The 13,522-nt window shown below is 68.1% G+C and carries 10 protein-coding genes; 4 read left to right on the top strand and 6 right to left on the bottom strand.

Features of this window, described 5'->3' with window-relative positions:
- Nucleotides 1-180 precede the first annotated feature (180 nt).
- Nucleotides 181-1,218: a recombinase RecA gene (gene recA / locus F0Q34_RS05485; RefSeq protein WP_149811067.1), complete on the top strand. Its 1,038-nt coding sequence runs from the start codon at nucleotides 181-183 to the stop codon at nucleotides 1,216-1,218.
- 60 nt (nucleotides 1,219-1,278) lie between these two features.
- Here recA and F0Q34_RS05490 read toward each other — a convergent pair whose 3' ends face one another.
- From F0Q34_RS05490 to F0Q34_RS05500, 3 genes are read right to left on the bottom strand one after another with little or no spacing between them, the layout of a single operon-like run.
- Nucleotides 1,279-2,256 (bottom strand): RluA family pseudouridine synthase, encoded by a 978-nt coding sequence (locus F0Q34_RS05490; protein ID WP_149811068.1) that lies wholly within the window; start codon nucleotides 2,254-2,256, stop codon nucleotides 1,279-1,281.
- A 59-nt stretch (nucleotides 2,257-2,315) separates the two neighbouring features.
- Entirely contained in the window at nucleotides 2,316-2,714 is a 399-nt protein-coding gene (locus F0Q34_RS05495) for a fluoride efflux transporter FluC (protein ID WP_149811069.1), read from the bottom strand.
- Nucleotides 2,711-4,075 carry a replication-associated recombination protein A gene (locus tag F0Q34_RS05500; protein ID WP_149811070.1) on the bottom strand — a complete coding sequence of 455 codons (1,365 nt, stop codon included), beginning with the start codon at nucleotides 4,073-4,075 and terminating at the stop codon, nucleotides 2,711-2,713. The genes F0Q34_RS05495 and F0Q34_RS05500 overlap by 4 nt, the downstream gene beginning before the upstream one ends.
- A gap of 153 nt (nucleotides 4,076-4,228) precedes the next feature.
- Between F0Q34_RS05500 and alaS the strand changes: the two genes are divergently transcribed.
- Nucleotides 4,229-6,874 (top strand): alanine--tRNA ligase, encoded by a 2,646-nt coding sequence (gene alaS / locus F0Q34_RS05505; RefSeq protein WP_149811071.1) that lies wholly within the window; start codon nucleotides 4,229-4,231, stop codon nucleotides 6,872-6,874.
- A 90-nt stretch (nucleotides 6,875-6,964) separates the two neighbouring features.
- Here alaS and F0Q34_RS05510 read toward each other — a convergent pair whose 3' ends face one another.
- Both F0Q34_RS05510 and F0Q34_RS05515 read right to left on the bottom strand, forming a co-directional pair.
- Nucleotides 6,965-9,286 (bottom strand): glycosyltransferase, encoded by a 2,322-nt coding sequence (locus F0Q34_RS05510; RefSeq protein ID WP_149811072.1) that lies wholly within the window; start codon nucleotides 9,284-9,286, stop codon nucleotides 6,965-6,967.
- Nucleotides 9,287-9,334: 48 nt separating this feature from the next.
- Nucleotides 9,335-10,087, bottom strand: coding sequence for a tRNA1(Val) (adenine(37)-N6)-methyltransferase (locus F0Q34_RS05515; RefSeq protein WP_149811073.1), 753 nt, complete (start codon nucleotides 10,085-10,087; stop codon nucleotides 9,335-9,337).
- A gap of 228 nt (nucleotides 10,088-10,315) precedes the next feature.
- Here F0Q34_RS05515 and F0Q34_RS05520 point away from each other — a divergent pair, with 228 nt between their 5' ends.
- Nucleotides 10,316-11,332, top strand: coding sequence for a polyprenyl synthetase family protein (locus F0Q34_RS05520; RefSeq protein ID WP_370750992.1), 1,017 nt, complete (start codon nucleotides 10,316-10,318; stop codon nucleotides 11,330-11,332).
- 57 nt (nucleotides 11,333-11,389) lie between these two features.
- On the opposite strand, the gene recQ is transcribed toward F0Q34_RS05520, so the two are convergent.
- The gene (gene recQ, locus F0Q34_RS05525) at nucleotides 11,390-13,138 is read right to left on the bottom strand and encodes a DNA helicase RecQ (protein ID WP_277755250.1); all 1,749 of its coding nucleotides are present in this window, start codon (nucleotides 13,136-13,138) and stop codon (nucleotides 11,390-11,392) included.
- Between recQ and F0Q34_RS05530 the strand changes: the two genes are divergently transcribed.
- The gene (locus F0Q34_RS05530) at nucleotides 13,115-13,522 is read left to right on the top strand and encodes a hypothetical protein (RefSeq protein WP_174241958.1); all 408 of its coding nucleotides are present in this window, start codon (nucleotides 13,115-13,117) and stop codon (nucleotides 13,520-13,522) included. The two genes, recQ and F0Q34_RS05530, sit on opposite strands and share 24 nt — an antisense overlap.

Below are 13,522 nucleotides of genomic sequence, written 5' to 3' on the forward strand. Positions count from 1 at the left end.
AGAACATATAAGGAACATCTGACAGCGGGACGAATACCCTTTCAAGGTGCTGGGAAAGGGGTTCCTGTCGCGATAATGTGATCATAGCGAAACGGATCGGCGTTTTCGGCATTGCGCATCGGGGCGCCAGCCGGCGGCAGCCGCGCAGCACAGTCGCCTTCGGGCATAGGGGATTCCAGAATGGACAAGAACAAGGCGCTGGACGCCGCGCTCAGCCAGATCGAGAGGGCCTTCGGCAAGGGCTCCATCATGCGGATGGGCGCCAAGCAGCAATCCGATGAGGTGGATGTGGTGCCGACCGGCTCCCTTGGCCTCGATCTGGCGCTGGGCATTGGCGGACTGCCGAAGGGCCGCATCATCGAGATCTACGGTCCGGAAAGCTCCGGCAAGACCACGCTGGCGCTGCATGCCATCGCCGAGGCGCAGAAGCGCGGCGGCACCTGCGCCTTCATCGACGCCGAGCATGCGATGGACCCCGGCTATGCCCGCAAGCTGGGCGTGGACGTGGACAACCTGCTGATCTCGCAGCCCGATGCCGGCGAGCAGGCGCTTGAGATCGCCGATACGCTGGTGCGCTCCGGCGCCGTGGACGTGCTGGTGGTCGACTCCGTCGCCGCCCTGGTGCCGCGCGCCGAGCTGGAAGGCGAGATGGGCGACAGCCATGTCGGCCTGCATGCCCGCCTGATGTCCCAGGCGCTCCGCAAGCTGACCGGCTCCGTTTCCCGCTCGAACACGCTGCTGATCTTCCTGAACCAGATCCGGCTCAAGATCGGCGTCATGTTCGGCAATCCGGAAACGACCACGGGCGGCAACGCGCTGAAGTTCTACGCCTCCGTGCGGATGGAGATCCGGCGCATCGGCCAGATCAAGGACCGCGAGGAGGTCACGGGCAACCAGACGCGCGTGAAGGTGGTGAAGAACAAGATGGCCCCGCCGTTCCGGCAGGTCGAGTTCGACATCATGTATGGCGAGGGCGTCTCCAAGGTGGGCGAGCTGATCGACCTCGGCGTCAAGGCCGGCGTGGTCGAGAAGTCGGGCGCCTGGTTTTCCTGCGACAGCCAGCGCATCGGGCAGGGGCGCGAGAACGCCAAGCAGTTCCTGCGCGACAATCCCGCAATGGCTGACAGCATCGAGAAGCGCATTCGCGAACAGGCGGGCATCGTGACCAACAGCATGATGACCACCCCGGACAGCGAGGAAGCGGCGGCGGCGGAGTAAGGCCACCTTCCGCGGAATGCGAGAAAGGCGCCGGATCGACCGGCGCCTTTTTCATGTCCGTCAGCCCAGGCGGCGGGCAGGGGGCGTGCGGGGCTTCTCGAAGCCCAGGAATGTGAAGCTTTCCGCCATATGCGGCGGCAGGGGGGCGGTGACCTCCAGCGTGCCGCCATCGGGATGCGGCACCCGGATGGAGCGCGCGTGCAGGTGCAGGGCATGCGACATCCCCTCCAGATGCGCGGCCTGCCCGCCATACTTGCCATCGCCCAGGATCGGGCATTCCAGGGCCGAGGCGCAGTGGACGCGCAACTGATGGGTCCGGCCCGTCAGCGGCTTCAGTTCCAGCCATGTGGCATGGCGCCGCGCCACATCGACCGTGCTGAACTCCGTCACGGCATGGGTGCCGTCACGGCCTTCCGCGGGGACGATGCGCTCGCCACGGGGACCGCCCTGCTTGGTCAGGCGCATGTCAATGCGGCCGCCCTGGTATTGCGGCTGCCCCACGACGATCGCCCAGTAGGTCTTTTCCGCATCGCGGCCCCGGAAGGCGGAAGCCAGCCGGTTGGCGGCGAAGGCGCTGCGCCCCAGCAGCAACACGCCGGACGTGTCCCGGTCGAGCCGGTGCACCAGCTTCGGGCGCTCCTCAGCGTCGAAGATCAGCGCATCCAGCATGCCGTCGAGATGCTTGCGGATGTTCGGCCCGCCCTGCACCGGCAGGCCATGCGGCTTGTTGAGGGCGATGATGTGCTCGTCGCGGTACAGCACCATCTGCTCCAGCGCGCGCGCATCCTCCTCCGACACTCGGCGTTCACGCTGCACGGGCTCCGGCGCGGGACCTTCCGGCAGGGGTGGGATGCGGATTTCCTGGCCGCGTTCCAGGCGGGTGCTGGCCTCGGCCCGCTTGCCATCGACGCGGATCTGTCCGGTGCGAAGCATCTTCTGCAGGGCGCCCTGAGTCACCTGCGGGAAGTGCCGGCGAAACCAGCGGTCCAGCCGGGATTCGGCATCGGCGGCATGCACCGTGCGGTGCTGAATGGTCATGGCGCTCTCATTGTCATTCTGAACGGGCTTCTAGCAGGGGTAGCGTGGGGACTCATCGCCTACACTTGCCGTCCCAGCCAGAAACACAACGCAAAGGCGCCAAGTCCCAGCACCAGCGTGGCCATCAGGTAAAGAAAAGCCGTGGGCGCGGAACGCTGGGCAAGCAGGCCGACATCCAGGGAAAAAGCCGAAAAGGTCGTGAAGCCGCCCAGCACCCCGGTGATGAGCAAAAGGCGTGTCTCGTTGGTTATGGACATGCCGCCGATCATCAGCCCACCCAACAGGCCGATCGTGGCGCTGCCGGCGACATTGACCGCCAGGGTGCCCCAGGGCAGTTCCGCGCCGAAGCGCTGCGCGCACCAGATGCCGACAGCATAGCGCAGCACCGATCCGGCGGCGCCGCCCGCCGCCACCAGGCCGAGCAGATGCGGCGCCCATGGTCCGCCTGGCGAGGTCATCGTTCCTTCCGGTCCGCCCTTCGGGTTCGAAGCTCCGCCCAGTGCTGCAACCGCTCCAGGATCGCGGCTTCCCGGCCGCGCCCGGCAGGCCGATAGAAGGCCTGCCGCTCCATGCCGTCCGGGAAATAGTTCTGGCCGCTGAACGCGTCCTCGGCATTGTGGTCGTAGTCGTAGCCCCGACCATAGCCCAATTGCTTCATCAGCTTCGTCGGCGCGTTCAGGATATGGGCGGGCGGCATCAGGCTGCCGGTTTCTCGCGCAGCCCGCCGGGCCTCGTTATAGGCGGCGTAGACCGCATTCGACTTCGGCGCGGTGCCGAGATGCACCACGAGCTGCGCCAGGGCCAGCTCGCCCTCGGGGGTGCCCAGCCGCTCGTAGGTTTCCCAGGCCGCGATGGCGGCGGGCAGGGCGGTCGGGTCGGCCAGGCCCACATCCTCCGCCGCGAAGCGCGTCAGGCGGCGGGCGATGTAGCGGGGGTCCTCGCCGCCTTCTAGCATGCGCGCGAACCAGTACAGCGCCGCATCGGGGTCGCTGCCGCGCAGCGATTTGTGCAGGGCGGAGATCAGGTTGTAATGCTCCTCCCGGTCCTTGTCGTAAAGCGCCGCGCGCTTGGCCAGCAAGGCAGCAAGGCCCGCGGAATCGAGTTCCCGGGCATCTGCCGGCAAGGCGAGGAGCTGCTCCGCCATGTTCAGGAGGTAGCGTCCATCGCCATCCGCCATGGCGCGCAGCACGTCCCGTGCCTGCCGGTCGACCGGCAGGGCGCGCCCGGCCTCTGCCTCGGCGCGGGTCAGCAATTGTTCCAGGGCCTCGTCGTCGAGGCGCTTCAGCACCATGACCTGGCAGCGGGACAGCAAGGCGCCGTTCAGGGCGAAGGACGGGTTTTCCGTGGTGGCGCCGACCAGGACCACCGTTCCATCCTCCACCACCGGCAGGAAGCCATCCTGCTGGGCGCGGTTGAAGCGATGGATCTCATCCACGAACAGCAAGGTGCCCTGGCCGTTGGAGCGCCGGGTCCGTGCCTCGTCGAAGGCCCGCTTCAGGTCGGCGACGCCGGAGAACACGGCCGAGAGCGGCGCGAAGCGCAGCCCGGATGCCTCCGCCAGAAGGCGGGCGATGGTGGTCTTGCCCACCCCGGGCGGGCCCCAGAGGATCAGCGAGGCAAGGGCACCCCGTTCCAGCATGCGGCTGATGCTGCCCTGAGGTCCCAGCAGGTGGCCCTGGCCCACCACCTCTCCCACCACCGCCGGGCGCAGGCGATCGGCCAGCGGGCGGGGCGTGGTGGCGCCGGGAACGTCGTCGCCGGCGACGGACGGCTCGGGGGCGAACAGGTCGGCGGTGGGTGTGGTTTTGCGCGGCGGCATGGGGGCAATATAGCGGCTTCGGCGCGTCGGCTGCACCTGCCCACCACCGCCCAGGCCAATCCGGCCCTTCCAAGGCGGCCCTTCCAAGGATGGAAAGAGCGCGCTACGTCATCCGCCAACCTTTTCGCCGGCTCCAGGGCAAGACAGCGGACGATGACCAGCAGCAACGATATCCGGGCCACCTTCCTCGACTACTTCGCCCGCAATGGCCACACGGTGGTGGAATCCTCGCCGCTGGTGCCGCGCAACGACCCGACGCTGATGTTCACCAACAGCGGCATGGTTCAGTTCAAGAACGTCTTCACCGGGCAGGAGAAGCGGCCCTATTCCCGCGCCACCACCGCCCAGAAGAGCGTGCGCGCCGGCGGCAAGCACAACGACCTCGACAATGTCGGCTACACGGCGCGCCACCACACCTTCTTCGAGATGCTGGGGAACTTCTCCTTCGGCGACTACTTCAAGGAACAGGCGATCGAGCACGCCTGGACCCTGCTGACCCGCGACTTCGCGCTGCCGAAGGAGAAGCTGCTCGTCACCGTGTTCTCGGAGGACGAGGACGCGGCGGTGCTGTGGAAGAAGATCGCCGGGCTGACGGATGAGAAGATCATCCGCATCCCGACCTCCGACAATTTCTGGCGGATGGGCGACACCGGCCCCTGCGGCCCGTGCTCCGAGATCTTCTACGACCATGGCGACAAGATCCCCGGCGGCCCGCCCGGCTCGCCGGACGAGGATGGCGACCGGTTCATCGAGATCTGGAACCTGGTGTTCATGCAGTACCTGGAGGAGCCGGCGGGGACCCGCAACCCGCTGCCGCGCCCCTCGATCGACACCGGCATGGGGCTGGAGCGCTTTGCCGCCATCCTGCAGGGCAAGCACGACAACTACGACATCGACACCTTCCGCGCGCTGATCCTGGCCTCGGCCGAGGCGACGGGGCAGGAGGCGGACGGGCCCTTCAAGGTGTCCCACCGCGTGGTGGCGGACCATCTCCGCTCCGGCGCCTTCCTGATCGCCGATGGCGTTATGCCCTCCAATGAAGGGCGCGGTTACGTGCTGCGCCGCATCCTGCGCCGCGCCATGCGCCACGCCCACATGATGGGCGCCAAGGAGCCGCTGCTCTACCGCCTGCTGCCCGCCCTGGTGCGCCAGATGGGCGCCGCCTATCCCGAGCTGGTGCGCGCCGAATCGCTGATCAGCGAGACGCTGAAGCTGGAGGAGAACCGCTTCCGCAGCCTGCTGGAGCGCGGCCTCGGCCTGCTGGCGGAGGAAAGCGGCAAGCTGGGCGACCGTGGCACCCTGCCGGGCGACGTCGCCTTCAGGCTCTACGACACCTACGGCTTCCCGCTCGACCTGACGCAGGACGCGCTGCGCGGCGAGGGCAAGGCGGTGGATGTCGCCGGCTTCGAGGCCGCCATGGCCGAGCAGAAGAAGCGCGCCCGCGCCGCCTGGGCCGGCTCCGGCGAGGCGGCCACCGAGACGCTGTGGTTCGACCTCAAGGACCGCATCGGCGCCACCGAGTTCCTCGGCTACTCGACTGAGAGCGCGGAGGGCGAGATCCTGGCCGTGGTGGCCAATGGGGCGGTGGCGGAGAAGGCCGGCCCCGGCACCGAGGTGGCCGTGGTGCTGAACCAGACCCCCTTCTACGCCGAGAGCGGCGGCCAGGTGGGCGACACCGGCACCATCACGGCCGCCGACGGCCTGCGCATCGCCGTGCGGGACACCCAGAAGAAGCTCGGCCTGTTCGTGCATCTCGGCACGGTGGAGGCGGGCGAGGCGGCGCCGGGCAAGGCGGTGCTGGCCGAGCTGGACCATGCCCGCCGTGGCGCCATCCGCGCCCACCACTCCGCCACCCACCTGCTGCACGAGGCGCTGCGCCGCCAGCTCGGCACCCATGTGGCGCAGAAGGGCTCGCTGAACGCACCGGAGCGGCTGCGCTTCGACGTCAGCCAGCCGACGCCGATGAACCCTGCCGACCTCGCCTGGGTGGAAGCCGAGGTGAATGCCCGCATCCGCGAGAACGCCGAGGTGGTGACGCGGCTGATGACGCCGGAGGCCGCCGTCGAGGCCGGCGCCATGGCGCTGTTCGGCGAGAAGTATGGCGACGAGGTGCGGGTGGTCGGCATGGGGCATGACCCCGAGGCCACCGAGAAGCACGGCGTTTATTCGCTGGAGCTGTGCGGCGGCACGCATGTGCGGCGCACGGGCGATATCGGCCTGTTCAAGATCGTGGGCGAGAGCGCCGTCTCGGCCGGCGTGCGGCGCGTGGAGGCCGTGACCGGCGCCGCCGCCCTGGCGCTGATCGAGGCGGAGCAGCGCACGCTGCGCGAGGCCGCCGCGGCGCTGAAGATCGCCCCCGCCGAGCTGCCGGCGCGCATCGCCGCCCTGGTGGAGGAGCGGCGCAAGCTGGAGCGCGACGTGGCCGACCTTCGCAAGAAGCTGGCCACCGGCGGCTCCGACGCCGCCATCGAGGAGGTGGCGGGGCTGCGCTTCTCGGGGCGCGACCTGGGCGAGGTGCCGCCGCGCGACCTGAAGGGGCTGGCCGAGGCCATCCTGAAGTCCGGCACCACCGACGTGGTGGCGCTGCTTTCCACGGCGGAAGGCAAGGCCAGCATCGTGGTCGGCGTGGGCGAGGCGGCGAAGGGGCGCGCGGATGCTGTTGCCCTGGTGCGGGCCGGCAGCGCGGCGGTTGGCGGGAAGGGTGGCGGTGGACGCCCGGACATGGCCCAGGCCGGTGGCCCGGAGGCGGAGAAGGCCGAGGCGGCACTGGCCGCGATCCGGGCTGTGCTCGCCGGCTGAAGGCGGTTCGCGGGCGGCGCTGGAATGCCCGCCCGTCCCACAGCCACTTCGCTGGAACCTGAGAGCGCTGCCTGAGGAAAGCCGCCCCCCTTAAGGGAGCGTGGCCTGGTAGAAGCCTTGCTGTTCCAGGAAATCGAGCCGCGCCGCATGGTCATCCAGGCGGCAGATCATGAAGCCGCGCAGGCCCACACCAAGCCTGCGCGGGTCCGGCAATCCCAGGGCGCCGAGATCGACGCCATTGCCGTTCTCCAGCTCGATCTCCAGCAGGCTCGCGGAGCCCAGTGGCGGAAGGTCGAGCATGAAGGTCCGGTCGGTGGTGGCCTCCAGGGGCAGTTCATAGATCAGGGCAGGGCCATCGGCGCTGCTGCACCGCACCGGCAGGGTGATGGCAACCGGCGGCGCGCGCAGTTCCAGGTAAAGCCGGAGCGCCGATCCTTCGGGCGCGGCGGGCAGCGGGATGCGCAATGTCGCGGTGCCGCCCCGGCACCAGACGCCCCATTCCTCGGCAGGATGCCAGCACAAGCCATCCCGCACCGATTCCGCCAGGGCCACGGCCATGTCCGGCCTGTTGCGCAGGAAGCGGCGGGTTTCATAGCGCTGCCCGAAGCGGATCGCCCTGCGCTCGGCCAGCGGCCGGGCGGGCCGCCTCGCGAGGTCCAGCACGGCGGTCAGGGTCTGGTTCTTGACCGCGCTCCAGCTGCGCGGCCGGCCCTTTTCGCGCACCACGGCTTCCTGCTCGTGGCGGGCCTCGTCGTTGAAGATCAGGTGTTCCAGCTTCTGCTGAAGGTCAGGCTGGCTTTGGGGCGTGAAGTAGATCGCGGCCTCGCCGCCCGCCTCGGTCAGCGCGGAATGCTGCGCGGTGAGCACCACCTTGCCATGCGCCAGCGCCTCGGTGATCGGCAGGCCCCAGCCCTCGTAGTGGCTGTTGTAGACCGTGAACAGGCAGCGGCTGTAGAGCGCGCCCAGTTCCTGATCAGAGATGCGCGACAGCAGCACGACATGGCGCTGCAATTCCGGCGCATTGTGCAGGAGGTTCAGCGCGGCTTCCGAGTGCCATCCTGCCTTGCCGACGCAAACCAGCCTCGGCACCTTCAGCGGACCATGGCGGCGCAGCAGCTGGAGCCAGGCCTGGAACACCAGGAGATGGTCCTTCCGGCTTTCGATGGTGGCCACGAAAAGCACAAAGCGTTCGCCATGCCGCAGCGCCCTCAGCGCGGCGAGGCCCGGGTCGCCCGACGGGACGGCCACGCTGCGGGGATCGGCATCCAGGCGGATGACATGGCCGGGAAGATCGAGATCCGGCAGCAATGCGTTCAGATGCTGCCGCACATCCCGCATCGTATTCTCGGAATTGCAGAGGATGCCATGGGCGTGGAGCCCGACCGCCGCGAACCAGCGCGAATAATCCTGCACCATGGAGAGCAGGCAATGCTCCGGCACCACAAGGGGCACGCAATCATGAATAAAGGGAATGTAGCGGACGCCATGGCTGTGCTGCACGGCCCGCAGCGCCCGGAAATAATCCGGGAAGCCCCAGGAATTGCCCAGATTGACCAGCAGCGCGTCCTGCCGGAAGGCAAAGCCGGGCGAATTGGCGGCAAGCTGCCGAAGGCTGTCCCTGGCCATCACCCAGGACGGGTCCTCGGTATCCGACCCGATGGTCGCTAGATAGGTCAGATGGTTGAAGCCCGCGCTGTCCACCTCATGCCAGGCAAGGTCGGCCGGGTCATAGGCGGCGAAGCAGAGCTCAAGCTCGGGATGCGACGGCTCGGCCATCGCGCGGCTGACGATGCCCATCTGCACGCGCTGGATGCCGGTCGGCGTCCGGGCGTTGTTGAAGTAGTCCAGCAGGTCCGTGACATCGAGGACCATCTGCAGCACGGCCGCGTTGTCGCGCCGTGGCGCCGGTTCCGGCCGGTCATCCGAAGGGGAAAGTGCGATCGGCGAAGGCGTCGGGAAACCCTCAAGCGGTGGCAGTTCATCGTCCGGCGCCTGTGCCGGTGCCTGCCTCACCAGCCATTCCGCGGTGGCCGAGGCCTCACGCCACGCATCGGCATTGCCCGGATCGAGCGAAACGGCGCGGGCATAGGCCAGCGCGGCGTTCTGCCATTCGCCCAGGAGCTTATGGGCATGGCCGATCTGGAGCTGCAGGTCGGCATCATCCGGAGCTAGGTTCTCGGCGTCGCGATAGCGGGCGAGCGCTTCCTGAACCCGGCCCGATTCCTTTAGGCAATGACCCTCCTGGACCATGAGCGCCCAGGATTCCGGCCACAACCCGACGACGCGGCGGTAAAGGCCGGCCGCCTCGGCCCAGCGCCCTTCGCCGCGGCGTGCATCCGCGTCGCGGAGCAGGGCTTCCGGATCTTCCGCATGATCCTGGGTGTGGAATGCGCTGGCGGACTCTTGGCTCATGGCCAACTGGTATAGGAGAGATTTTGCCAGGGCAATCGCTTTAAGGTTTTATGGCCATGGCAGGGCTTCGCCATTTTCCAGCACCTGGCGGGCAGCTTCCGTCCAGCCTGTTTCGTCGTGCAGCACAAGGCCCGCATCAAGCTGGTCGGGGCCGCGCGATCCGCGCCGGCCGCGAACCAGAACGCGCTTGGCAGGGCTTCCCGTACGGGACCAGAGCGGCTTCAGCGAAACGGCGCCGCAGCCGGCGCCCCGCAGGGCCGCCGTTCCGTCCGAGTGGCGGGAGGCGGGAAGCACAAGGGTCACGCTTCCCTTGTGGCGCAGCCGGCGCGCCAGCATGCCGGCCCAAAGCGACAGGTCGGGCCCTTGCAGGCTGTGCGTTGCTTCCGCCCGCAGGTCCAGGGGTGGCGCAGTTCCGCCGGTCCAGAAGGGCGGGTTGGCGAAGGCATGGTGGAAGGCCGGCTCCTGCGCCAGCAGCAGGCGGTCGGCCACGTCCCCCGTGATCACCGTGACCCGGTCGGCCCATCCATTCAGGGCCGCGTTCTGCCGCGCCAGCTCCGCCATGTGAGGGTCGCGCTCCACAGCCGTGACATGCAGATCGGGCACGCGGGCGAGCAGGCAGAGAAAAACCGCGCCGCTGCCGCAGCCCGCTTCAAGCACCCTGTCCCCCGGTTGCGCGGGAATGGCAGCGGCGAGCAGCACGGCATCCAGCCCCGCGCGAAGCCCGTGGCGGGCCTGCCGGAACTGGACCCGACCCTTCAGCAGCCGGTCATGCGTCAGGGCGAGGTTTGGAAAGGTGCTCACGAAGCCGGTTCTGCCGAGGATGCCCGGGACGATCCCACAGGCCACACGAGATGTGCCGCGTTCCGCGCCATACCTCAACCCGCCGGCGGGCGGGGGGGGGGGGGGGGGGGGGGGGGAGCGGGCAGGGCAGGCGGGCCGCGCCTTGCTGCCATCTGGCTGGATCGGTATGGTGCGGCCCGCAGATAAGAGGTTGATGAACGCGTGATTTCCCCTGCTGCGCAAGGGCGTTTGGAGACCGACGCCCCATCTGGCGCGCCTTCAGATGCCGAGGATGCGCTGACCGCCCTGGTCAGGCTCGTCCACGACGATCTGGCCACCTGCAACCAGCTTATCATCGACCGGATGCAAAGCCCGGTTCAGCTAATTCCCCAGCTGGCGGCGCATCTGATCGCGGCCGGCGGCAAGCGCCTGCGCCCCCTGCTGACGCTGTCCGCGGCGAGGCTCTGCGGGTATCAGGGTGAGCGGCATACTGGACTGGCGGCCTGCGTGGAATTCATCCACACGGCGACGCTGCTGCATGATGACGTGGTTGATGAAAGTGCGCTGCGGCGGGGCCAGGCCAGCGCCAACGCCATCTTCGGCAACAATGCGAGCGTGCTGGTGGGCGACTTCCTGTTCGCCCGCGCCTTCCAGCTGATGGTGGATGATGGCTCCCTGGAGGTGCTGCGCATCCTCTGCAGCGCCGCCGCCACCATCGCCGAGGGCGAGGTGCTGCAGCTTGTCATCCAGAACGACATGGCCTCCACCGAGGCGCAGTATCTGGAAGTGATCGAAGGCAAGACCGCCGCCCTGTTCGCCGCCGCTACCCGGGTGGGCGCGGTGGTGGCGGACCGCCCGTTGGAGGACGCCGAGGCTCTCGACAGCTATGGGCGCAATCTGGGCATCGCCTTCCAGCTGATCGACGATGCGCTGGATTATTCGGCGGTGCAGGAGCAGCTCGGCAAGACAGTCGGCGATGATTTCCGCGAAGGCAAGATCACGCTGCCTGTGCTGCTGGCCTTCGCGCGGGGTGACGATGAGGAAAAGGCGTTCTGGCGCCGCGTCATCGAGGATCGTGAGCAGACCGACGAGGATCTTGCCTTTGCCCTGCAGCTGATGCGGCGGCACGGCGTGATCGAGGAAACAGTGGCGCGTGCCCGCGAATATGGCGAAAGGGCGATCGAGAGCCTGAGGGGCTTCCCGGACTCGCCCTACCGCCGCGCCCTGATCGACATCGTCGCCTTCTGCATCGCAAGGGTCCGGTGACATGGTCCGGCGGCGTGCCCGCGCTGGCTCGCCGCTATCCGGCAGATGCCGCGCCTGTCAGCCGGCGCAGCTGCGGGTGATCTCCAGAACCGCGGCGCCGTAGCGCTCCAGCTTGGTTGTTCCTACTCCCGGAACGGTGCTCAGCGCGGATTGGTCCATGGGGCGCAGCGCGGCGATTTCCGCCAGGGTGCGGTCCTGGAAGATGACATAGGCCGGGACGCCCTGGGCGAGCGCCGTGCGCCGCCTCCAGTCCCGCAGGGCGAGGAAGCAAGGGTCGGTGTTGCCTTCCTCGGCAGGGCGGCCACGCAGCGCACCGCGCCCCATCGCGCCCGGCAGGACGAGCTCCTCCCGCAACATCACCTGCTGCTCGCCTTTCAGGATGGGCCGTGCCGCATCCGTGGGCAGCAACTCGCCATGATTGTCGATCGCCACGTCGAGCGCGCCCTGCGCCACAAGCTGCCGCGCCACGCCACGCCAGGCGGTTTCCGACAGGTCCCGCCCAACGCCGAAGGTCGGCAGCTGGTCATGGCCGAATTGGGTGATCTTCGGCGTCATCTTGCCTTGCAGAACATCCACCACATGGCCCAGCCCGAAGCGGCGCCCGGTCCGGAGCACCGCCGAAAGCAGCTTCTGCGCCGCCACCGTGCCATCGAACAGGCGAGGGGGCGTCTTGCAGATGTCGCAATTGCCGCAAGGTTCCTGGGCAGCCTCGCCGAAGCAGTGGAGCAGGATCTGGCGCCGGCAGGCGGCGGCTTCCGCGATCGCCACCATGGCTTCGAGCCGCTGACGCTCGACCCGCTTCTGTTCCTCCGGTGCGGCGCTTTCGCCGATCCGGTGGCGGGCGAGCGCAATGTCGCCGGCGCCGTACAGCAACAGCGCCTGGGCCGGCAGGCCGTCGCGGCCGGCCCGGCCGATCTCCTGGTACCAGCTCTCCGGGCTGCGTGGCAGATCGGTATGCGCGACATAGCGCACATCCGGACGATCGATGCCCATGCCGAAGGCAATGGTCGCCGCCATCACAACCGCATCGCCGCGGGCGAAGCGCCTGTGGGCTTCACGCTTCTCCGCCGGATCGAGGCCGGCATGAAAGACCAGGGAATCCTGGCCGTCCTGCCGCAGCCAGTCGGCGGTCTGCTCCGCCTTGCGGCGCGTTCCACAATAGATCAGCCCGGCGCCCGTTCCATCCGAGGCACCCTTGATGAAGCGTCGGAGTTGCGCGCGCTCCTGTTCCCGGGGGGAGGCCGCGATGTGGATGTTGGGGCGGTCGAAGCTGGCGCGGAACAGCGGGCTCTGCTCAAGCCCGAGCTGCCGCTGGATGTCCAGCACCGTGCGCTGGTCGGCGGTGGCGGTCAGCGCCAGGCGGGGCACGCGGGGAAAGCGTTCCGCCAGCACCGGAAGGGCACGGTATTCCGGGCGGAAGTGATGGCCCCACTGGCTGACGCAATGCGCCTCGTCGATGGCAAACAGCGCGATTCGCATCTCGTCAAGCCTGGCCAGGGTGCCTTCGCTGGTCAGCCTTTCGGGGGAAACATACAGGAGCTTCAGCTGGCCCGCGTCCAGGCTGCGCCAGACGGCGCGCGCTTCGTCCGGTGCCAGTTCGGAATGCAGGGCGGCGGCAGGAACGTCCTGCTGCCGCAGCGCCGCCACTTGGTCTTCCATCAGCGCGATGAGGGGCGACACCACGACGCCGAGACCCGGGCGGCAAAGTGCCGGAACCTGGAAGCACAGGCTCTTGCCCCCGCCCGTCGGCATCAGCACCAGGCCGGAGCCGCCATTGACGAGATGACGAACGACCTCTTCTTGCAAACCGCGAAATCCGGCATGGCCAAAGACGCGATGCAGAACCTCAAGGGGCTCGCCGAAATCGATCATGGAATCCTGAAGGGAGGGAGGGGGAAAGCGTCCTTAAGCCCTTGGCCGGGCGTGCCGCAAGCCATGGAGCAGGGAGGCAGGCCCGCAAAAACATCTGGCGACGACAGGCTGAAGCGGCACAATATTGAAAATTCGTTGGAAACGTTCTCCCTGCTCAAACGTCTTACCGTTGCGACTTCGTTTTCTTGCCTGAAGGTTACGATTCGTAGCTCGACAAGCTTCACCAATAAATCAAAAACCGCCCCTAACATTGTGTCCCGCCTGCGCTTCTCAGGATGCCTTTCAGCGCCTGAAGCTGCGAAGGCACAGCAAGTTTGA

It is taken from the genome of Teichococcus oryzae, assembly GCF_008386565.1.
GTDB classification, from domain to species: domain Bacteria; phylum Pseudomonadota; class Alphaproteobacteria; order Acetobacterales; family Acetobacteraceae; genus Pseudoroseomonas; species Pseudoroseomonas oryzae.